Origin of the sequence: Pseudoalteromonas sp. H103 (genome assembly GCF_001469205.1) — a bacterium.
Taxonomy (GTDB): Bacteria; Pseudomonadota; Gammaproteobacteria; order Enterobacterales; family Alteromonadaceae; genus Pseudoalteromonas; species Pseudoalteromonas carrageenovora.
In genome coordinates this window covers 1-21,203 of the sequence record NZ_LOFG01000020.1, presented here as the reverse complement: position 1 = coordinate 21,203, position 21,203 = coordinate 1, and the positions used below count along the sequence as shown (strand labels likewise).

Annotated in this window: 20 protein-coding genes; 4 read left to right on the top strand and 16 right to left on the bottom strand. The window is 37.6% G+C overall.

Translation table 11 applies throughout. The annotated features are described in order from the left end of the window. The first annotated feature begins 106 nt into the window (after positions 1-106). Together ATS74_RS17850 and ATS74_RS17845 are read left to right on the top strand one after the other, a co-directional pair. Entirely contained in the window at positions 107-994 is an 888-nt protein-coding gene (locus ATS74_RS17850) for a LysR family transcriptional regulator (RefSeq protein WP_058550215.1), read from the top strand. A 56-nt stretch (positions 995-1,050) separates the two neighbouring features. After that, positions 1,051-2,079, top strand: a complete 1,029-nt coding sequence (locus tag ATS74_RS17845) for a metal-dependent hydrolase (RefSeq protein ID WP_058550214.1) — start codon at positions 1,051-1,053, stop codon at positions 2,077-2,079. 218 nt (positions 2,080-2,297) lie between these two features. Here the strand turns inward: ATS74_RS17845 and ATS74_RS17840 are convergent, their stop codons facing one another. Then, positions 2,298-3,263 (bottom strand): sensor domain-containing diguanylate cyclase, encoded by a 966-nt coding sequence (locus ATS74_RS17840; protein WP_058550213.1) that lies wholly within the window; start codon positions 3,261-3,263, stop codon positions 2,298-2,300. Between the two features lie 281 nt (positions 3,264-3,544). Then, a complete protein-coding gene (locus ATS74_RS17835) occupies positions 3,545-3,811 on the bottom strand; it encodes a hypothetical protein (protein WP_058550212.1) in 267 nt (88 codons plus the stop codon). Between the two features lie 227 nt (positions 3,812-4,038). Between ATS74_RS17835 and ATS74_RS17830 the strand changes: the two genes are divergently transcribed. Continuing rightward, positions 4,039-4,302 (top strand): type B 50S ribosomal protein L31, encoded by a 264-nt coding sequence (locus ATS74_RS17830; RefSeq protein ID WP_058550363.1) that lies wholly within the window; start codon positions 4,039-4,041, stop codon positions 4,300-4,302. A gap of 176 nt (positions 4,303-4,478) precedes the next feature. Here the strand turns inward: ATS74_RS17830 and ATS74_RS17825 are convergent, their stop codons facing one another. Together ATS74_RS17825 and ATS74_RS17820 are read right to left on the bottom strand one after the other, a co-directional pair. After that, a complete protein-coding gene (locus ATS74_RS17825) occupies positions 4,479-4,865 on the bottom strand; it encodes an OsmC family protein (RefSeq protein WP_058550211.1) in 387 nt (128 codons plus the stop codon). Positions 4,866-4,893: 28 nt separating this feature from the next. Then, on the bottom strand, positions 4,894-5,283 hold the full coding sequence (locus ATS74_RS17820; RefSeq protein ID WP_058550210.1) for a cytochrome b562: 390 nt from the start codon (positions 5,281-5,283) through the stop codon (positions 4,894-4,896). 618 nt (positions 5,284-5,901) lie between these two features. Between ATS74_RS17820 and ATS74_RS17815 the strand changes: the two genes are divergently transcribed. Beyond that, positions 5,902-8,748, top strand: a complete 2,847-nt coding sequence (locus ATS74_RS17815) for a TonB-dependent receptor domain-containing protein (protein ID WP_058550209.1) — start codon at positions 5,902-5,904, stop codon at positions 8,746-8,748. Between the two features lie 104 nt (positions 8,749-8,852). Here the strand turns inward: ATS74_RS17815 and ATS74_RS17810 are convergent, their stop codons facing one another. The 12 genes from ATS74_RS17810 to ATS74_RS17755 form a co-directional block, all read right to left on the bottom strand. Beyond that, the gene (locus tag ATS74_RS17810; RefSeq protein WP_058550208.1) at positions 8,853-10,631 is read right to left on the bottom strand and encodes a sugar phosphorylase; all 1,779 of its coding nucleotides are present in this window, start codon (positions 10,629-10,631) and stop codon (positions 8,853-8,855) included. A gap of 29 nt (positions 10,632-10,660) precedes the next feature. Beyond that, positions 10,661-11,881, bottom strand: a complete 1,221-nt coding sequence (locus ATS74_RS17805; RefSeq protein ID WP_058550207.1) for a hypothetical protein — start codon at positions 11,879-11,881, stop codon at positions 10,661-10,663. Beyond that, entirely contained in the window at positions 11,874-13,619 is a 1,746-nt protein-coding gene (locus tag ATS74_RS17800; protein WP_058550206.1) for an HAD-IIB family hydrolase, read from the bottom strand. The genes ATS74_RS17805 and ATS74_RS17800 overlap by 8 nt, the downstream gene beginning before the upstream one ends. Positions 13,620-13,764: 145 nt before the next feature. Then, positions 13,765-15,003 (bottom strand): uracil-xanthine permease family protein, encoded by a 1,239-nt coding sequence (locus tag ATS74_RS17795; protein ID WP_058550205.1) that lies wholly within the window; start codon positions 15,001-15,003, stop codon positions 13,765-13,767. Between the two features lie 9 nt (positions 15,004-15,012). After that, on the bottom strand, positions 15,013-15,642 hold the full coding sequence (gene upp / locus ATS74_RS17790; RefSeq protein ID WP_058550204.1) for a uracil phosphoribosyltransferase: 630 nt from the start codon (positions 15,640-15,642) through the stop codon (positions 15,013-15,015). A gap of 146 nt (positions 15,643-15,788) precedes the next feature. Beyond that, positions 15,789-16,745, bottom strand: a complete 957-nt coding sequence (locus ATS74_RS17785) for a kinase (protein WP_058550203.1) — start codon at positions 16,743-16,745, stop codon at positions 15,789-15,791. A 243-nt stretch (positions 16,746-16,988) separates the two neighbouring features. Then, positions 16,989-17,963 (bottom strand): transposase, encoded by a 975-nt coding sequence (locus tag ATS74_RS17780; RefSeq protein ID WP_058550202.1) that lies wholly within the window; start codon positions 17,961-17,963, stop codon positions 16,989-16,991. A gap of 258 nt (positions 17,964-18,221) precedes the next feature. Further along, positions 18,222-18,641, bottom strand: coding sequence for a hypothetical protein (locus tag ATS74_RS17775; RefSeq protein WP_058550201.1), 420 nt, complete (start codon positions 18,639-18,641; stop codon positions 18,222-18,224). 133 nt (positions 18,642-18,774) lie between these two features. After that, a complete protein-coding gene (locus ATS74_RS17770) occupies positions 18,775-19,218 on the bottom strand; it encodes a hypothetical protein (protein WP_058550200.1) in 444 nt (147 codons plus the stop codon). Positions 19,219-19,336: 118 nt separating this feature from the next. Then, the gene (locus ATS74_RS17765; protein ID WP_017040012.1) at positions 19,337-19,702 is read right to left on the bottom strand and encodes a cupin domain-containing protein; all 366 of its coding nucleotides are present in this window, start codon (positions 19,700-19,702) and stop codon (positions 19,337-19,339) included. Positions 19,703-19,819: 117 nt separating this feature from the next. Further along, positions 19,820-20,491: a hypothetical protein gene (locus tag ATS74_RS17760; RefSeq protein ID WP_058550199.1), complete on the bottom strand. Its 672-nt coding sequence runs from the start codon at positions 20,489-20,491 to the stop codon at positions 19,820-19,822. 116 nt (positions 20,492-20,607) lie between these two features. Further along, complete coding sequence (locus ATS74_RS17755) at positions 20,608-20,925, bottom strand: hypothetical protein (RefSeq protein WP_082660687.1); 318 nt, start codon at positions 20,923-20,925, stop codon at positions 20,608-20,610. Between the last annotated feature and the right edge of the window lie 278 nt (positions 20,926-21,203).

Sequence of the window (21,203 nt, the reverse complement as noted above, 5' to 3'; positions counted from 1 at the left end):
CCTCGTAATTAGTTTAGGCATGCAGTTTGACCAAAAAAGCATTTGCAAAAAATAGCATTAGTGACAAAATACTTTTGTAATTAATGCAAAAGTAAGGTACTAACGTATGGCTCAACATGCCAAAACAGAAGACTTAGAAATGTTTTTAACGGTGGTTGATAGCGGTAGTTTTTCTGCTGCGGCAAATTTGCTTGATCAACAAGTAGCTAAGGTGTCGCGTGCGGTATCTCGCCTTGAAAATACACTGCAGTGCACTTTATTAAACAGAACTACACGCAGATTAGAGCTTACCGAAGAAGGTCATACTTTTATAAAATATGCGCGTGATGGCTTAAACACTCTGCAAACTGGCGAAGAAGCAATTAAGCTTTTAAATCAGGCACCTAGCGGTAAGTTAAGAATAGATGCTGCAAGCCCGTTTGTATTACACCAATTAGTGCCACGCATTGATGAATTTACAAAGCAATACCCGCATATCACGCTTGATATAACCTCCCACGACAGCATTATTGATTTGCTAGAACATAAAACCGACTTGGCCATTCGCATAGGTGATTTGAAGGATTCTAATTTGAACGCTAAAAAGCTCGGCGTTAGTAAATTATATTTAGTAGCAAGCCCAGCCTATTTAAAAACTGCGCCAGGTATTTCAAAAATCAGTGACTTAAACCAACACAAACTTATTGGCTTTACAGACTCCCCAAAATTAAATAACTGGCCGCTAAAATCCACTACTAATTTAAAATTTAATTTAATGGCCAGTAGCGGTGAAACCGTGCGCCAATTATGTTTAGCAAACCAAGGGGTTGCATTGCTTTCGCATTTTATGATTGGCGATGATTTAAAAACAGGTAAGTTAATAGAAGTACTACCTAATAGTATAATCACCCCTAATAATCGTGAGGTAGTGCAAGCTGTTTATTATAAAAATAGCGCGGTATCGTCGCGCATTGTCGCGTTTTTAGATTTTATAAAGCCAAAGCTTTCATTATAAGTGACGCATTTGGGCTTTACGTTAGTATAAACAGTATTAAAATACAAAGGGACACTATGGACTCGTTAACGCAAATAGTACTAGGCAGTGCTGTAGGGCATGCTATTTTGGGTAATAAAGTGGGCCGCAAAGCCGTTTTATGGGGAGCAGCCTTAGGAACTTTACCCGATTTAGATGTATTTATACCTTATGGCGGCCCTGTAGAAGCGTTTACTTACCATCGTGGTTTTAGCCACTCTTTATTAATGCATTTATTAATAAGCCCACTTATTGTTTGGCTTATTTTAAAAATACACACCGGCATGCAAGCTTATAAAACACGATGGTTTTGGCTGGTATTTTTGTGTTTATCTACCCATGCCTTACTCGATAGCTTAACCGTATATGGCACACAGTTACTTTGGCCTTTTACTGAGCACCCCTTTGCTATTTCAAACATGTTTATAGTCGACCCGCTCTATACGCTGCCCTTATTATTTGGTGTAGCTTGTACATTATTGCCAAAAATAACGAGTGCGCGTTCATATAAAATAAACACCACAATGCTTGTACTTAGCAGTATGTATTTATGTAGTTCACTCATTTTAAAAGTAATTATTGACGATAAAGTAACGACGGCCCTTTCTGACAGGCAAATAAAAGTTAACAATTATATAAGCACCCCTGCGCCACTCACTACATTGTTATGGCGTGTAGTTATTATGTCTGATGGGCAATACTACGTAGCATATGCGTCGGTATTTGATGAGCCAAACGAAGTAACAATAAATGCCTATAACACCACTACCTCATTATTAGATGATATAAATAATGATTGGGGCATCAAACGCTTGCAGTGGTTTACTAAAGGTTTTTACAACGTACGTCAGCAGCAAAGTAATATAATACTTTCTGATTTACGAATGGGTATGGAGTGTAATTATGTATTTAACTTTGTTGTGGGAGAAAAAACCGATTTAGGCGTGAACGTGGGTAACTTTGAAAAAATAAGCCAGCGCTCTAATTTAAGAAGTATGAGTAAAATATGGGATAGAATTTGGAACCCAAATGTCTCTTTAGTGACTAATAGCTGCAGCAATAAATAACAATTCAGTTTAAACTTTATATACCAAATAAAATTTAAGTACGATAGACCTAACTTATCAGGGTTTACTTATTTTTTGAGGTTAAATTTACAGCTGAGCTATATGTATTAAGCAAATCAGTAACTATGTTGTGTGTGTAATTATTTTGTGTGATTAATTACTATCAGTTGGCTGTCACGCAGCATATAAGCTAAACATGCTCTACCCTTTGGTTTTATTTAATAGGGGTTACACTGCTTTTTTTGTTTATACATTGCAGTATCAGCATCTTGAATCATCTCGACGACTGTTTTATCAGTATTATATGTAAAATTTACCACTCCAAAGCTGTAATCAATATTATACGGTTTATTTAAAATACTATTAGTTTGCTCAATCGCATTAGTAAAACACAGTAAAGCATCATCTGCTTTTTTCGCACCTGAATCACTTAACATAACTACAAACTCGTCTCCACCTAAGCGCCCTATTACTTCACAATCACAAAATGAGCTTAGCATCACTTGCGCGAATTTAGTTAAGACAAAATCTCCTTCGTGGTGCCCATATACATCATTAATTTGCTTAAATTTATTAAGATCAAATAGTATCAAAGTCATAGATACTTTATTTTTCTTACAATTATTTAAGGTGTGCTCAGCAAGACTCAAAAAACCGCGTCGATTAGAAATTTTAGTTAACTCATCGATTGTAGCCAGTTGAATAGATTGTATTTCTTGCTCCACTAAGCTGCCTAAATCTCTTAGTAACTGCTTTTCTTCATCGCTGAGGTTTCTAGGCTTATCATCCGCAAGACACAGCGTGCCTATAATCACTCCCTGTTTTAACTTTAAGGGGAAGCCCGCATAAAACCTAATTTTAGGATCGCCAACAACAAAAGGATTATCAAAAAATCGTTCATCAGATGAGGTATCAGGAATAATTAACAATTCATTTTGATTAATTGTGTGCCCGCAAAAAGAAGACTCTCGCGGAAGTTCACATACACCCAAGCCTTGTCTTGATTTAAACCATTGTCGATCCTCGTCAATTAGAGTAACTAAAGAGATAGATACATTAAACAAATGTTTAGCAATACGAGTTACACGATCAAAACGCTCCTCATGTGCTGTATCAAGAATTTTAAGCGCTCTCAATGCACGTAATCGCTCTATTTCGTTACTTGGAGTTTCAGGTTTAATCATTTTAGTTCTATTAATTTTTATATACTGGGTGAATATGTAAGAGCCGTAATTCGTTAAATTGTATAGCCTACGAATAGCCTAACCCTTTAAAATTAGAGCATTACTTAAAAATAGCAATAATTTAAATGAGATAGCTAGATAGATGAAAAAACTTGAAATGAAATTTAACTAATAACAGTACGTTTTTAAATTTGCATTAACTGCTAGCCCAAGTACATCAAAATTTAAAAACTTTAGTGGCTAAATAAAACTATTTAAATGACCGCTAAAGTTTAATAAAATTAATTTTGGTGCTCATATTGGCCGCGGTAAACCTCAAACACTTTTAGCACTGTGTGTTGCTCCTTGGTTAAGTTGTCAAACCAGTCGTCAAACAACTCATCATCGTCCTGCTCACTAAGCGCCATATATCGTGCTAGTAATTCTACAATATCGTTATGATTGCATGTTAAAGGATTTACTTGTTGTGCTAAGGCACTATGGTCACGCTCTCTAAGGGTTTCCATCACCCCTTGATCAATTTGTTCTTGTTGTATTGCGTCGCTCATACATAACCTCTGTAATAACTTTTTAACCGTTTTTAACTCTCAAATATAGTTATAACAGCCTAAACAGCAATAGCCAGCATTTTTGATCCAAGTGCTTATTTTTTGATTTATTTGCGCAATTAGCCAGCAATTACGGCCTTTTTGAGGAACATAGACACTTGCAATGCAAATTTAAATACGTTAAATTTAAATGATACATTATCACATATCATTTAATGAGGCGTATTATAAAACCAAATATTCATCCCGATTACCAAGTGGTTGCTTTTCACGATACCGCTGCCGACTCGTATTTTATTATTGGATCTACAATTAAAACAGATCGAACGGTAGAAATTGACGGTAATACTTACCCATATGTTCCTATTGATGTATCGAGCGACTCGCATCCGTTTTACACTGGCAAGCAAAAAACAGTCTCAACTGATGGGCGTGTGGCACAATTTAATCGTCGTTTTAAAAATCTATCTACGGCTAAAAAAGCTGATTGATAGGTTTTTTCATGCTTAGGTGCGCTTTGGGTTTTGTATTGTAAGTTCAAATAACTTACTGATTATTAAAACTTAGTTTAAGGCAATAGAAGTATGAAGAGGTAGTAACTAATTTGTTGTAGCAATACCGCCGGGGTTATATGTTCCTCTGCGGTATTTTTATATTTTATTTATGGTTATTTAACCACTACCGAAAACTCAGGAACGGCTTGAATCACCTTTTTAACTGTACAGGTATTTACAGCCGCAATAAGTGCTTTTTTATATTTAACAGGAAAGCCATCAGGTAAATTAATTTCAATCGAGAATAACTTTTTACCATTATCGTCTACATTTTCATTATTTTGAGTAAGGGTCATACCCTTAGTAGAGATATCTCGCTGTTCACAAAACTTACGCGCATAAAAGCCAGCACATAGAACCATACTTACTAAAAAATAATCGAACGGCTCTGGATGCTCTGCACTGCCCCCAGCATTTACACTTTGATCGCTTATTACTTCTAAATCGCCAAATTTAGCACTTTGCTTTTGACCTTCTAACATTGAAACTGAAATTTCCATTGTTTTTCCTTTTTATTCTAAATTTAAACTATGAACCAAATAATAACTCAAAAAACCCTGGTGGCTCATGTAATTCATGATATTTTTTACGTAAATTATCAATGTTTTTTAAAGGCGCTTTAGCCGCATTAAGCCCCTGCTCGTTAGCCGCTTTTTTAGCAAGCTTAGCTTGCGTAATTACCTTATCAAGACCTTGTAATGATTGCTCAGGCTCTTTATGAAATTTAGCTGTTTTGCTTACCTCAACCAGCTTTATAAATTCATTAATTGCTGTATTAAACTCAGCTAAATCGCTAGCCTGTACTGCTTGCTTATATGCAAGCCCTGTGTTTTTCATATTGATTTCAAGATCGACATCCTGCTTTGCAAAAGAGCTTGTACTAAACAGTATTGTAAAAATAATAACTAAAAACTTCATGGTCAAACCTATTAATTGAAAACAGCCAAATTGTATCAAGTTTACGTGTCAAAGTAACTTAAGGAGCAATTAAGGCTATTAAAACTGTAAAGGGGCTTTACACATTAAAACTACGTTTTTTTGGTCTTTAATAATGAAAAAAATTCAAACTATGCTTTTTTTGGAAAAAAAGCCTTACATAAAAAACATTTCAAAACATTATTTACGTACACAATACTAACAAATGTGTATACATAATACCCAACACCTATTTCTTAGCTTAATACTTATTTAGTTAAATACTTTTAAATAAAAAATAAACGCTATAAAAACCAGCTAAAAAATTATTAAAACAATAAATATGTAAATGATGTAAAAACATGACAAATACTCAATGTAACTTATCTTTAAACAGTCATTTTATGTACACCCAAAAACTAATGTAAAAAAAACAATAATAGCCATTAAGAATATTTCAAGTTGCTTATTTAGCAGTAAGTTACTTACTTTTAATAAAATTATCAGCATGCAATAATCGCCGCCCTCATAACAAAAGTTATTGGTTTTTACCAAATACACACTGTATTCGGTAAAAAGAAATACTGTTATTAATTATTAGAAATCTCCTTTGGGAAACACATGAAACGTCATAATTTACTTTCTACTAGCATTAAATGTGCATTAATTACTGCTGCTGCAACAGCAAGTAATTCAGTGCTTGCGCAAGATGAGCAAGCGACAAAAATTGAACGCGTTGAAGTAACGGGTTCACGTATTTTACGTGAAGGTGCTATTGCACCTGCACCAGTAACAGTTATAAGCGGCGAGCAGCTAATTAATACCGGCGCTGTAAACATTGGTGAAGCGCTTAACAATTTACCAGCACTTGGCAATACATATTCTATGGCTAACTCAGGCCGCTTTATTGGTACTGCTGGTTTAAACATTCTTGATTTACGTAACATGGGTACAGATCGTACTTTAGTACTTGTTAATGGTAAGCGTCACGTATCAAGTTCAGCTGGCTCTCAAGCGGTAGATACAAACACCATTCCAAGTGTGTGGGTTGAGCGTGTAGAAATTATCACTGGTGGTGCATCAGCTGTATACGGTGCTGACGCAGTTACAGGTGTTGTGAACTTTATATTAAAAGACAACATAGAAGGTATGGATTTTAGTGTTACCCGAGGTTTTGCCGATTTAAACAGCTACAACAACGAAAAAGCAACATTCTCGTACGGCTCTAATTTTGATAACGACCGTGGTAATGCAGCTTTCGCTATAGAGTACTCAGGCCAAGATTCATTAAATGCACTTGACCACCCTTGGACTAGTACTTCGTTTAGTAGCTTACCTAACCAAGCCCAAACGGATGAGAACAAAAATAGCGCGGACTTCCCAGACGATATTTTAACACCTAATGCAGGTTATTACGCCATCAATGATGCAGGCGTTTATGCACTTGAAGATCCAACTAAGTATATTAATAGCTTTAACGCTGATAGCAGCGCACGCGACTTATACATAGGTAATAACGCAGATTTATATTCATGTGCAGAATGTGACTTTTTTAACTTAGGCCAATTTGAAGAAATTCAACCTGAGTTTGAGCGTTATAATGTAAACTTTAAAGTTAACTACGATGTGACCGACGACTTAAACGTTTACTTTGATGCTAAATACGTAAACAGCCAAGGTGAAAGCATAGGTCAACCTGCGTTTTTCTTTTTTGATGACGAAAACAGCATTAAAATTGATAACCCTTACCTAGATCCAACTATTAAAGCGCGTATGCAAGAAGAAGGCGTTGACTCAATCATGGTTAACCGCATGATGAGTGACCTTGGACGCCGTGTTGAAAACAATACTCGCGAAACAACACGCTTTGTTACAGGCTTAAAAGGGACTGTGTTTGAAGACTGGGAATTAGATACATCAGTTGTATACGGCCAAACAGATCTAGAGCGTAAAAACGGCGCTAACATGATTTTAGCCAACTACTTTAATGCACTTGATGCTGTTGAAGATGCAGATGGCAACGTTGTATGTCGCAGCGCTGCTGCACAAGCTGATGGCTGCGTTCCTGTAAATATCATGGGTTTTGGCGCACCATCTCAACAAGCGATTGATTATATAAATACGGTATCGGTTGGTACCTCAACTATTAAGCAAACGGTTGTTTCTGGTTCACTTGCTAATGGCGCTATTTTTGAGTTACCGGCAGGTTATGTAGGTGTTGCATTTGGTGCTGAGTACCGTAAAGAAGAAAGCGAAACAAAAGAGCCTGATAACGCAGAAGGTACGTTTTTTAACGCTTTAGGGGAAGACAAAGGCTCGTTTAATGTTCGCGAAGTATTTTTTGAAGCGACAATGCCAATTTTAACTGACTTACCGCTTATTCAAGATTTAGTATTTGATACCGCTGTACGTCATGCTGATTACAGCACAATTGGTGAAGCAACTAGCTGGAAGCTAGGCCTTGATTGGACAGTTAATGATGAGCTACGTGTACGTGTAACACAATCTGCAGCACTTCGTGCGCCAAACATAAGTGAGGTATTTGGTGCAGCAAGCCAAACTTTCTACAATGTAGAAGACCCGTGTCGCGCTGAAAACATAGCTAATTTATCAAATGCAGCAACACGCACTGCAAACTGTGCTGCATTAGGTGTTGCAAGTGACTTTAACTCAGGTTACGACTCAGCCTCTTTAGATGGCTTAACAAGCGGTAACCGTGATGTTAAAGGTGAAGAGTCAACAAGCACAACGGTAGGTATTGTTTACCAACCTGAATTTTTAGACAATGCTGTACTAACTATTGACTACTGGGAAATTGACCTTGAAAATGCAATTGACACAATCGACGCGCAAGAAATTCTTGACCGTTGTGTTGACAGCGCAACAGGTATAGACAACCAATACTGTAACTTGATTACACGCGATGCAAATGGCGAAATTTCACTAATTCAAAACTCAGTACTTAACGTAGCTGGTCAAAAGGCTTCTGGTGTTGATTTTGAACTAGGCTATGACTTTGAAGCGCTTGAAGGTAGCTTTAAAACACGTTTAATTGGTACATATTTAATTGAACGTAAAGATTACCCGTTCCAGGATGATCCTAGTTCATATATTGAGTACGCAGGTACAACCGGCGAAGCGAAATGGCAAACTAACTTATCTGTAACTTATGCTATGGATAATTTTTTCTCAACGGTTGAAACACGCTTTATTAGCGAAGTTGATTTATACACAAATGTTGATCTTGCGAGTAACTCGAACCCAAGTAACCAAATGTCTTACGGTAAATACTTTATTACCGATATGACTGTTGGTTATAACTTCGATAGCGGCTTAGGCGTTAAAGTAGGTGTTGATAATCTATTTAACCGTAAACTTCCGTACGGTTCACGTGGTACAAGCGCTGGTAGTGCAAGTTACGACAATATTGGTCGCTTTGGCTACATTAACTTAAGCTACAGCTTATAATTAGTAACAACGTTATTAATTAAATTAAAGGCTCGCACTGCGAGCCTTTTTATATCAATCCTCTTAATTAAGTGATCAATTTTGAGGATTGGTATTATTGCGCCTTATTTTATATTGCTTAGCCATACACTTTGATAAGGCTCAAGTTCTATTGTTAATTGCTCTTCTTCAATTGTTTTATCAGCGACTAAGTCAAACCATTGCTGAGTGTTAATTAAGTTTAAATCAGCTAATGTGAGTGTTTGTGGTTTGTCACTAATGTTATAAACACAAAATACACTTTGGCGTCTGTCTATACTTTGCCTCCAAAAGCCAAATAATCCACCCGCTAAATGCAGCGTAAACTGTGTCGCATTAGGATGAAAGGCACTTTGCTTTTTGCGCACTGCCAATAAGCTCTTAATACCATTAAATACCTTATGATGATGACTGTATTTCTCACCAATTGCAGCGAGTAGCTTTGACTCTTGCCAGCGATGACGGTTAATAGCACGGTTATGCTGTGAGTTTTCAAAGCGATCGTAATCGTTAGTAGTACCTAATAAACTATGAATATAAAGCCCAGGGATCCCCTCTAGTGCAAACATAATGGCATGTGCACACATAAATCTCTCTAGGCCAAACTTATCTGGGCCATTGTGCGTACCTTGCATTGCATCAAATAACGCTATATTTAACTCGTACGGTGTATGTGTGCCATCGTTACTGGTTCGCATAGATACCCTGCCACCAAATTGCATAGTGGTACTTACGAGCGAAGCAACTTCGCTGGGTTGTAACAAACCTTCAATGGGTCTAAGCCCTATTCCATCATGCGATGCGATAAAGTTAAAATAAGCCGTACCGTTTTGCGCCGGTGGCATGCTCATCATCCAGTGCTTAATAGCTGTGCTATCACCACTTAATAATGTATGTAGTAATAATGGCGGTAAGGCGAAATTATAAATACTGTGCGCTTCGTTAGCATTACCAAAATAAGACAGGTTCTCTTGGTTTGGAATGTTTGTTTCGGTAATAATTACCACGCTTGGCTCAGTATGCTCAATCAGGGTACGTATTAGCCTAACTGCCTCATGTGTTTGTGGCAAATTAATACAATTGGTATTAAGCTGTTTCCATAAAAATGCAACCGCATCGAGTCTAAATAAGCGAACTCCATTATCTAAATAATGGCGAATAATGCTAATAAATTCTTTTAAAACTTCTGGATTACCAAAATCAAAATCAACCTGGTCGTGGCTAAACGTACACCACACGTGTTTTTCACCACTTGGTGTGGTAACCGTATTTAACAACGGTGACGTTCGCGGGCGTACCACTTGGCTTAAATCATCCGTTAAGCTGGCTGTTTTAAAGTAATCTTTACCTGGGTGTAAGTCGTTTAAAAAGTTTTCAAACCATACACTTCTGCTCGAGCAATGGTTAATAACTAAATCTGCCATAAGCTTTACGTCTTTAGCTATATTTTGAATATCATTCCAATCACCCAGCGATTCATTTACCTGTGCATAGTTCATAACCGCAAAGCCTTCGTCCGAGCTGTACGGATAAAATGGTAAAATATGCAGAGCATTAAGCTGCATATCACAGCGCTCCTTAATAAAGCGATGTAGCGTTTTAAGCGGCGCTTCAATTGGGCTTGATACAGCAAATTCACTATCGTCATGTTTTATAATAGAGTCGCCGTAGGCAATTAATATTATATCTTGCTCATCCCATCGGTTTGTATGAGGTGTAGGGTCGCGCAGTGGATTACTGCCTAAAATAATTTTAATAAGCTGCTGAGCAAGCTCAGTAACCGATAATGGCAGTTCAACACCTTCGTAAATAATATGAAGATGCTGCTCAACTCGTTGTAAAAATAAATCGCTAACTGAAATCACATGCGCCCCTTTTTTTATTAGTTTTAATTTTAACTATATTCTTCGTTATCTAGCTCTACGGCCTCTTTTAAGCGCTCAAGTACGTCTGGCATTGCTGATACAACACGGTTCCAACTTGGCACAAATGGCGCTTCCATTGGGTTTTCTAAAAAGTGTTGACCTGCTTCCATAATATTTTGCGCAAACATTTCAACGGCTTTTTCTTCTTGGTGTACATCAAGCGTTAAGCCGTTCATAAGCGCATCGTTATGATACGTTTCTATAAAGTCTAACCCAATACGATAATACGTTGCTTTTAATGAGCGAATAGTTTCACTAGTAAAAGTAACGCCTTGTGTAGCCAGTTTTCTAAATAATGCTTTAGTTATATCTATAGACATTTTAGATAAACCCGCACTTTGATCATCTAGTGAAAGCGCTTGGTGTTTATGATCGTAGTTATCGGCAATATCTACTTGGCACAAGCGGTTATGTGAATAGTTACGGTACATTTCGCTCAGTACGCCTATTTCAAGGCCCCAATCACTTGGAATGCGAATATCATTTAATACATCGCGTCTAAACGAAAATTCACCAGCTAATGGATACCTAAATGAATCCATATATTCAAGGTAGTCTGTATTACCTAAAATTGTTTTAAATGAGCGTAGTAATGGCGTAACTAATAAACGCGATACGCGGCCGTTAATTTTGCCGTTTGCTGTTCGTGGGTAAAACCCTTTACAAAATTCATAGTTAAAGCGAGGGTGTGCTACAGGGTAAATTAAACGCGCAAGTAAGCTTCTATCGTAGGTTAAAATATCGCAATCGTGCAGCGCTATTGACTCAACTTCAGCAGTGGCTAACTTATAACCCATGCAATACCATACGTTTCTGCCTTTACCTAGCTCTCTTGGGGCAACGCCAAGTTCTTGCAGTTCTTGATCAAGTGCTTTTAAACGAGGTCCATCGTTCCATAGTACTTTATGATTTTGATTCAACTCTTTAAAAAAACTAAGTGCATGACGATACTGTTCTTCATTTGCTCTATCTAAGCCAATGGTTATTTGCGATAAGTAAGGCACATCACGTAGTTCACTTACTATATTTTGCAGCGCAGGGCCTTCAAGTTCACTAAATAAAGACGGGAGTATTAACCCCATTGGACGTTTTTTGCTAAAGCTAAGTAGCTCTTGTTCTAGATCTTCTATTGGTCTATCGGCAATATTATGTAGTGTTGTAATAATGCCATTTTGATAAAAATCAGCCATGAGATGTTTGCTCCTCAGAAATACTTAAAATACTGCTAATGCACGGCAACGACGTTATTTCTTCTATCCACCCAAGTGGTGCTGGCGATTGAGAATAACGTGCTTTGTTGTGCGACAATTTAACCGGCTTTTTACTGGCCGGATTGGCAATAATAATGGCGATATTTGCTTGCTCTAACATTTGCTTATCGTTATCGCTATCACCTAGTGCAATGACCGTGAGAGGCTTTCTAAAATGATGGGTAAACTGTTTAACTAACCACTGCTGCGCAGCGCTTTTGTCGGTATTTTTGGCAATATGAATAAATCTACCACCAATTTTTATGTCGTAACCGAGTGCTTTAACATCTTGTACAAAGGTGCTAAGTAACTCATCGTCACCATACCAATAAAGGGGATCTGAATAATCGCGGGTTTGGGCGCGCCTTGCTTGCGCATCATCGAGCCCTGTAAGCTCAGATATTTGCTCGCTCGATAAATCACTAAATAATTTATAATGCGCTTTGTAATCACTTTTTAAAGTATCTAAATCCTTTAATAAGCTCGATAGTGGCTTAGCTAGTGCATAGCACCAATAAGCGCCTATTTTTTTACAACCAATAGGCTTAAGTTCAAAATAGTCCTCTGGAATAAATACCGCGGCACCATTTTCTACAATAAAAGGCTGTTGAATATTTAAATCGTTTTTAAGCTCAACCACTTCACAAAATGTTTTACTAGTATTAAACACAACAGGAATGTGAGCACTTTGTAATTGCTGCAGTAACTCACTGATATTATTTGTATTGTAGTCAGCATGGTCGAGCAATGTACCATCTAAATCTGTAAATATAATAGGCTGTAGTGTGTCGTCACTTGTAAGGTGCATACCGCTAATATCGCGGTTGCTATCAAGTTCAATTAAGGCATTGGCTTTAGCGCTTAGTGTATTTAAATTTTCTCGAGTAATGCGCTCAAAATGAGAAATAAAATACACCAGCTGCTCGTTATTCATCGTGCCCGAGCCCTCACCTTTTTTAGCAATTAACTTTTGTTCTTGCTCTTGTCGCCATGTAAAAACATCTGTAAAACTTGGCGCTTTAAGCATGACGGTATAGTCAATTAAGCTAAAAACAGATTTATATTCGTTTGCTAAGCAGCTGTTTACACAGCGACGCCAAACACCTTCTTTGTCGTATTGCTGCTCTAGTTCGTTAAGTGGCTCGCTTAGTGAAAATGGTGGCTGAGGCTCGCTGCCTACACACCAGCCTTCTAAAATAACAATGTCGACAGGTTTGTCGTTTGTAACCCATTCGCTTTTAGGTACGCAGTCGTCTTCATGTTTATTAAAACGAGGAAGCGGTACGTTTATCTCGCCAGCGAGTAAATTAGTAATTGTGCTATTCATTAAGGCTACATCGTGAGTACCTGGTACACCACGAGTAGTAAAAAGAGGATGTACATCGCTTGCAAGTTCAGCACGTGCTTGTTTGGCTAAATAAAAATCGTCAATAGACAATGCGACACTATTAAAAGGTGTGTTTTTAGAAAACCAAGTAACTAAAAAATCCGCAAGTGTTGTTTTTCCTGAGCCTTGGCATCCATTTATAGCAACAAAAATAGGAGTATTTGTTTTTTTAGATTCTAGGATGTCATGCGCAAGTGGAACAAAATATTGTTCACTTAAATATTGATACTTTAAAGGCAGTTGGTGTTTTGTTAAAAACGGGGTTATATCCACAATATTGGCCTCTGACATAGTAACTCCTTTGCATACAATGCGTTCTGGGAGTTAAATGCAGATACTAGACCATTATTATTTTTGTATATAATTTAGTTACTTAAAAAAATAGCGCATTTAAAATGCGCTATTATGGTGCAATGTTTTCTACTTACGTGCACTATTAACTCTCTTGCGACTGCGCCTTAGGTAATACAAGGTTTAGTACAATGCCTAAAATAGCGCATAAACTAACGCCCTCTAAGCTAAATTGGCTGCCACCAATATGCATACCGCCTATGCCACACACCAAAATAAGCGCCACAATACTTAAGTTACGCGGTGCGGTTAAATCATCACCCGACTTAACTAACGTATTTAAACCTACTACAGCAATAGATCCAAACAGTAAGATCATAATTCCGCCCATTACCGGTACAGGTATGGTTTGTAAACCAGAGCCCATTTTAGCAACAAAGGCTAAAATAATGGCGATCACAGCTGTCCACATCATTACTTTTGGGTTGAAGTTTTTAGTAAGCATGACAGCGCCCGTAACTTCTGAGTATGTAGTGTTAGGCGGGCCACCAAATAACGATGCGGCAGAAGTAGCAAGGCCATCACCAAATAAAGTACGGTGAAGTCCAGGCTTTTTCAAAAAGTCTTTATTGGTAACTTGGCTAATAGCCATCATGTCGCCAATATGCTCAATAGCTGGGGCGATTGCTACTGGCACCATAAACAAAATAGCTTGCCATTTAAACTCTGGCCATGTGAAATTTGGTACAGCAAACCACTGTGCGTTAGTTACCGCATCAAATTGCACAACACCCATTGCAAGCGATAAACAATAACCCGCTACAACGCCTGCTAATATAGGAATAAGCTTAAATACACCCTTACCCCACACAGCAAAAATAAGTGTAACCACTAACGAGAACAATGAAATATAAATAGCGCTGTTGTAATCAATAATTTGAATACTACCGTCACCACTTTTACCCATTGCCATATTTACAGCAACAGGTGCAAGTGCAAGGCCAATCACCATAATTACTGGGCCTACAACCACTGGCGGTAAAATTTTATGAAGCATTGCTACTCCTTTAAACTTAACTAATAAGCTTAAAAGCATATAAGCAAAACCTGCAGCCATTAAGCCGCCCATAGTAGCTGGTACACCCCACATTTGAACTGCAGCAATAATAGGTGCAATAAAAGCAAATGATGAGGCTAAGAATATAGGTACTTGGCCTTTAGTCACTACCTGAAACAGTAACGTACCAATGCCGGCAGTAAAAAGTGCAACATTAGGATCAAGGCCAGTTAAAAGCGGCACCAATACTAACGCACCAAATGCAACAAACAGCATTTGCGCGCCAGTTAAAATAGTTTTTATCGAAAAAGTGTCATTTTTTTGCACTGAATACTCCTAAACAGTACCAAATATTTTATCACCCGCATCACCTAAACCTGGGATAATATAACCCTTTTCGTTTAAGTGGCTATCTACAGATGCAGTAAATATTTCAACATCGGGATGAGCTGTTAGTGTTTTTTCAACACCTTCAGGCGCTGCAACAAGCACGATTACTTTAATATCTTTACAGCCTGCTTTTTTAAGCATATCGATTGTCGCAATCATAGAGCCACCCGTTGCAAGCATAGGGTCGATCACTAAGCTTAAACGCTCATCAATATTGCCAACTAACTTTTCAAAATATGGAACTGGTTCAAGTGTTTCTTCATTACGTTCAAGGCCAACAACACTCACTTTAGCTGCTGGTAAAAGCTGCATTACGCCATCCATCATGCCAAGGCCTGCGCGTAAAATTGGCACTACAGTAATTTTTTTACCTTTAATGTGCTCAACCTTTAACTTGTTGCCATCCCAACCTGTAATTTCGTTATCTTCTAACTGTAGGTTTTTAGTTGCTTCGTAGGTTAATAATGTACCTACCTCAGAACATAATTCACGAAAACTTTTAGTGCTAATACCATGCGCGCGCATTAGGCCTAATTTATGTTGAACAAGAGGGTGAGAAATAACGTGAATAGCCATGATATAAACCTACTGATACAAGAATTTGCGGTATTTTATATTAAAAAAGGTCATTTGACCTGTAGTTTTAGCAAAGATTTCATAGATCGTGCCAAAATTCATTGATTTGATTGATATTTATGCAAACCATCTATCCATTGTGTTTATTAAATGTTACCTGCTAACGAGGTGTTTACCTGCTTAAGCATGTAACTATTTATTTTTAAATGTTCAGGGCTCCACCCTGCTAAAAAGCGATAAAAATCAGCCCATGCTAACGGCCATAATTTTTGCCACTGAGCAGTAACATCATCAGCATTAATAGCTGGCTGGTAAATTGTAAGCGCACTTTTTAAATGCGTAAAATAATAAGCTAAATATTCATCTGCACTATCATGGAGCTGCTCATCATTAAAGCAACTGGTCATAAAGTACATTACATCTATAATCCCTGCCCCAGCCCCCACATATTGAAAGTCATACCCTAGTATTTCACTTTGCTCATTAGCTGCAAAGTTGGCAAGTTTAGCATCGCCATGAATCAGCGTTTTGTAGTGTGATGTTTGCAGTATTTTATCTATTTTATGTGCAGCACTTTTAATATCGGACTTTTTATCGTCGTGTTCATTTAATTTATTAAACTCATCGGGTCGTGTGCTTAAATGCCAATAATTACCTTGCTGCCATAACCCGTTAGCAGGTTTATTTAAGTTAAACGCATGAAAGTTTGCCAGCCACTTTAATATAGCTTGAACATGTTGTGACCCTGCTTGAGCAAACCCATGTTGGGTAAAGTTTTTAAACACCAGCGCATATTCATCAACGTTATTGATAGCACTTATACATTCGATGCTTTTTGCTGTGCTAGGTAAAAACGGGCTGTAACGCTTATAAAAATTATATTCAACGCTATAAGAGTGCTGTTTTCTTTTTAGTGCAAATTCGCTCTGCTTAATTTTAGGATGGTGTATGTATCGTGGTATTTTAATAGCCTTAACAACACATGACTCATCATCAAGCATGCACTCTACAATACTGCCACACCCACTCCAAAGCGATGTTAGTGTATCGCCAACTTCAATATGTTTAAAACGAGACTGTAATAGAGGAAGATAAAATGCCATTGCTATAATAAGTAATTAAATTTTATATAGCTTAACATTATTGGGCGTTTTTAATAAAACTAAGGCATAAAAAAGCCCCGCTGTGTTTTATATAAGTTTTGTATGTAAGTAGTGGCCAAAATCACTACACCAGGTTATTTCCATTTCATCCATTAAATAAGTCATTAGCCTATTAAATCTAAATTGCACGCATGAAAATGGCTGCATGGTGCAGTTGTGATTTATTACTGAATAGTTTAAGTTTTATGCTAGTAGCTTTTCGCAGTTACTGATATTCGCTCGGCGCTTTCGGTTTAAGTTTTCACAATAACCTTCTTGTGAGGCTGGCCTGCCCACTGCGCCATGAAATACGCGCGTAAATTGGGTTGTAAGCTTTAACCAGTTTTCTAAAGATATATTCACCCTTTCTAGCAAAGGAAGGTTCATATTATCAATATGACCGCGCTTGTCTTCTCGTATACAACGTCCTGTTAATTCAACAAGTTCAATGTACGATCTAAGTTCAAACGGGAGTCCTTTTGGCATTATCTTACGTGGCATGCCTGAAAAGCGCTGTAGTTGTTTTGGTTGTTTACCATCCTTTGCATACGTTATACGCTGTTTGATGCTGGTATGGCCTGAATCCTCTGGAGTGTTAGCCATTTTAGCTCTAATAGGGTTTAAATCGACATACGCCATGCAGGCCGCAAGGGCTGCTTCATCTAGTAATGCTTGCGATTTGAATCTACCCTCCCAGAACCGTCCAGTGCAGTTATCTTCTTTATTTGCTCTGCGAGCAATGTTTTCATTTAACAACCGCATAAACCAGCTAAGACTTGATAGGCGCTCTCGATATTCTTTTACTGTTTGATTAAAAAATATGAGTTCTATTTTACTTAGCTTTTCGCCCTCTATGTATTTTTGCGTAAGTACAGTGCCTTTACACAGCTTGTGCCAGCGAATAATAATCGCTTTATCATTTAGCCTATTCGCTTTCTTATCATCAACATACAACACTAAGTGCGTGTGGTTACTCATAACAGCATAAGCACAGACATCAATGCAAAATACCTTAGCTAACTTAAGCAGTTTGTCTTCAACCCAGCCTCGTCGATGCTCATAAGATTGACCAGTAAAACGGTCTTCACCACATAAAAAAGCACGACGCACGCAACGTGAAATACAGTGATAGTATTTTGTATCAACCAAACTTACTTGACGCTTTCTTGCGATTGCCATAAGACACCCTGCTTGTTTTTTGCACTAAATAAAGGCTAGCCTTCAAGTTCGAAAAGTGCAAAATTTTAGATGGGTGTCTTGTTTATTATGGCGAAGGCTAGCCTTCAAGTTCGAAAAGTGCAAAATTTTAGATGGGTGTCTTGTTTATTATGGCGTTAAAGTGAATATGTGCTTCATGGCTCACCTATGCATAACGCTTTGCATATAGGGATTTTAGGAGCGCTTTCCAGCGAGTAAATTCCCACCATGATGCACTTGTTATATGCCGTTGGACATTGCAACGGCGCCTTCTTTAACTTGCTCGTTAGTTAGAAAAGTACCACCTTGAGGCTCAAATACAATGGATTCCTTTTCACACCCAATTAGATAAGCAGAGTTCAACGCCACAATCATTTCATTCATGTCTCCACCCCACCTAAAAGTAATTACTACAGGTTCCTGATATGTTGAAGAATCAAAACTAGGAAAATAGTCTGAAAACTCTGATAAAGGAGACATATAAGTTTCCACACCAGAATCTTCATCATTCAATTTGACAGGAAGAAAGCCTGTATGCTTTGTGAAATCCACATTTTCAGAGTAATAAACCGGTACGTTTAATTTTTTTGATAATTCGTTAAGCGAGTCTGTGTTTGGGACATCACTGAGTGACAAAATCACATACAAAGTCATAGACATTAAGAGATCCTTCTAATTTAAATTAGGCATATAACGCCCCACTAAGAGGCAAATAATAGTTGGCTATAATAGAGAGCGAAGCGAACAAAGCCAACTGTTATTTGTCCTGCTTGAGTGGCTTGTTAGGGCTCCGTTAGCACAAACCTTGGATTAAAATTTCTTGATCAAAACTGCTAGACCACGATTTTATCTTTATTTTATTTGATGCTGGATACTCAGAGTTATCAATTGGTAAGTCAGTTACTTTTAATAGAGATGAACCATTCAATTGTTCATTTAACCAATAACTAACAATAGCCCATTCATCACTAGTAATTTGTAAAATAAACTCCAGAGCATCATCGTAAGCTTCATTATTTCCAAAGTCATCAAAATGCGCATGATAAGCATCGAATGAAACTGTGACTTCTTCGTTAAATGTATCAAGAATCAAAAGATCATCTGAGTCACCACTTGGACAAGGAACTTTTGCTTCGAAAATTGTGACCCCTTCGTATGTTGTCTGGCAACCATATTCTTCCCATTCAGGGAAGCGAGAATTAAACTTTAATTCTACTTCTTTAGAAAATTCATCCATGCTCAATAGGTGCCCTAACGCCCATTTAAGGGGCTGATAACAGTTTGCTAAAATGTGTAGCGAAGCGAAACCGAGCAAACTGTTAGCAGTCCCGCTTTAAAATCTTGTTAGCTGTACTTTACACCCAAACATCATTTTCAGCCGTTAGCTCGCTACCTGAATCACCGGTATTAACGACTCCTTTAGGTTCAACAAGCATGATTTTACATTCACTGTTAGCAACAGGTTTATGCTCTACACCTTTTGGAATTACAAACATTTCACCCGAATTTAGGGTCACGATGCCGTCACGGAATTCTATATTAAGGATACCTTCCAAAACGATGAATACTTCATCTGTATCAGGATGATCATGCCAAACAAATTCGCCTTCAACTTTTACTAACTTAAATTGATAGTCATTCATTTCTGCAACAACACGCGGAGACCAGTGTTCAGTAAATTTCGAGAACTTATCTTTAAAATTTATAGCATCAAACTTCATTCTTACTCCATACATTCATGTATTGCTAACGCCTCGTTAAGAGGCAAAAAGTTGTTGGCTAAAATTAGCGACGAAGGAGCAAAAGCCAACTGTTTTTTTGTCCTTTTGAACGACTTGTTAGCTCTCGGGACAAGCATTTTCCCAAGATTTAATTTCCTCCAACAAAGCCGCTTGAACTTGTTTATGCAGCGATACGTTATGTTCGTTAAGGCTATAGTTATACACTATATCTTTGTACACAACGTTTACTTTACAATTGTATGAGCCAGCTAATTTACCACAAAAGGCAATATACCAGTCTTTAGCTTTTTGTTTATTTGAGTTTTTAACTGGAGCTGACTTTACAAGGTGCCAAGGCCCTATTTCTTTTTTGAAAGTGAATACTTTAAAAAAGTCAGTTTTTGGATCTTTATATATTATTGGCTTTTCAATTTCTTGATGGATATTCCATGCATTATCGCTGAGCCCATTAATATCAATTGTCGATAATGGGTAAATAATTCCGTTTACGTCATGCATCACTTTCGGGTTGTACTCGTTCGCATGACTTAAAGAATACTCAGGCACCTTATTCTTTATCCGTTGAGCAGGAATATACACTAATTGTTGCCCTGCTGAGTCGTCCAACTCACCTTTTATAGGAGCCAATATTGAATCCATGAATGAAGTATTTGGTGAGTAAGATTTAGGGTAACAAATAGTAGTTTCATCAAATGTCACTCTAACTAGTTTTTCGGCTACCGAAGAGAACGGCAAAAATAATAATATAAGAGCTAGTTTAAAGTGCATGATTTGATAAATCCATTTAGAGAGCTAACGCCCATATTAATAGGCAAAAAATGCTTGGCTATAATTAGCGAAGAAGGAGCGCAAGCCAAGCGTTTTGCGTCCTTTTGATTGACTTGTTAGTTTTTGAAGCTCTCATACGTCCCAAGCCAATCTTTGTGCTCAGGATATTTTTGCTTATAAGCCTTTAAGTCTGACTTTGGAGCATACTTAAAATACAAACCGAAATAGTCGACTAAGTAATCTTCACCTTGACCCATTCGCCAAAACATATCTGTTGGATGGTAATTAGGAAACTTAATCCATGGTGGTTCAGGTGGATTAATTTTTAATTCATTCTCGTATCGTTCTTTAAGCATATTTTCCCACGAGGCTTTATGCTCAAGATACTTGTTCCATTGCTCGTCAGTTAAGTCGGCTGGTTTATCATTTGCCATTGTCACCACTGATAAAAAAATTAAATTGAAAAATAATACTCGAATCATACTCATAGAAAACTAGACATAATGACTCCCACACGGTGTTAGCCTCCGCTTTTCGTGGGTTAGCTTAATTCAAAGCCAGAGCCATAATTAGTTTGTCAATTAACTAAACAGCAGAGGCTAACATGAACAAACATAGCATACTTTTTATCGGACTTGATACACATAAAGAATTCAATGAAGTCGCCTATATTGAAGAACATAGAGGCTCTCAACCTGTTCACCTTGGTCGA

Excerpts from the sequence above, each read along its gene's own strand:
- ATS74_RS17760 (WP_058550199.1), bottom strand. The coding sequence starts at position 20,491 with ATGCACTTTAAACTAGCTCTTATATTATTATTTTTGCCGTTCTCTTCG.
- upp (WP_058550204.1), bottom strand. The coding sequence starts at position 15,642 with ATGGCTATTCACGTTATTTCTCACCCTCTTGTTCAACATAAATTAGGC.
- ATS74_RS17815 (WP_058550209.1), top strand. The coding sequence starts at position 5,902 with ATGAAACGTCATAATTTACTTTCTACTAGCATTAAATGTGCATTAATT.
- ATS74_RS17775 (WP_058550201.1), bottom strand. The coding sequence starts at position 18,641 with ATGTCTATGACTTTGTATGTGATTTTGTCACTCAGTGATGTCCCAAAC.
- ATS74_RS17765 (WP_017040012.1), bottom strand. The coding sequence starts at position 19,702 with ATGAAGTTTGATGCTATAAATTTTAAAGATAAGTTCTCGAAATTTACT.
- ATS74_RS17845 (WP_058550214.1), top strand. The coding sequence starts at position 1,051 with ATGGACTCGTTAACGCAAATAGTACTAGGCAGTGCTGTAGGGCATGCT.
- ATS74_RS17825 (WP_058550211.1), bottom strand. The coding sequence starts at position 4,865 with ATGGAAATTTCAGTTTCAATGTTAGAAGGTCAAAAGCAAAGTGCTAAA.
- ATS74_RS17840 (WP_058550213.1), bottom strand. The coding sequence starts at position 3,263 with ATGATTAAACCTGAAACTCCAAGTAACGAAATAGAGCGATTACGTGCA.
- ATS74_RS17835 (WP_058550212.1), bottom strand. The coding sequence starts at position 3,811 with ATGAGCGACGCAATACAACAAGAACAAATTGATCAAGGGGTGATGGAA.
- ATS74_RS17820 (WP_058550210.1), bottom strand. The coding sequence starts at position 5,283 with ATGAAGTTTTTAGTTATTATTTTTACAATACTGTTTAGTACAAGCTCT.
- ATS74_RS17805 (WP_058550207.1), bottom strand. The coding sequence starts at position 11,881 with ATGGCTGATTTTTATCAAAATGGCATTATTACAACACTACATAATATT.
- ATS74_RS17780 (WP_058550202.1), bottom strand. The coding sequence starts at position 17,963 with ATGGCAATCGCAAGAAAGCGTCAAGTAAGTTTGGTTGATACAAAATAC.
- ATS74_RS17755 (WP_082660687.1), bottom strand. The coding sequence starts at position 20,925 with ATGGCAAATGATAAACCAGCCGACTTAACTGACGAGCAATGGAACAAG.
- ATS74_RS17785 (WP_058550203.1), bottom strand. The coding sequence starts at position 16,745 with ATGGCATTTTATCTTCCTCTATTACAGTCTCGTTTTAAACATATTGAA.
- ATS74_RS17800 (WP_058550206.1), bottom strand. The coding sequence starts at position 13,619 with ATGTCAGAGGCCAATATTGTGGATATAACCCCGTTTTTAACAAAACAC.
- ATS74_RS17850 (WP_058550215.1), top strand. The coding sequence starts at position 107 with ATGGCTCAACATGCCAAAACAGAAGACTTAGAAATGTTTTTAACGGTG.
- ATS74_RS17770 (WP_058550200.1), bottom strand. The coding sequence starts at position 19,218 with ATGGATGAATTTTCTAAAGAAGTAGAATTAAAGTTTAATTCTCGCTTC.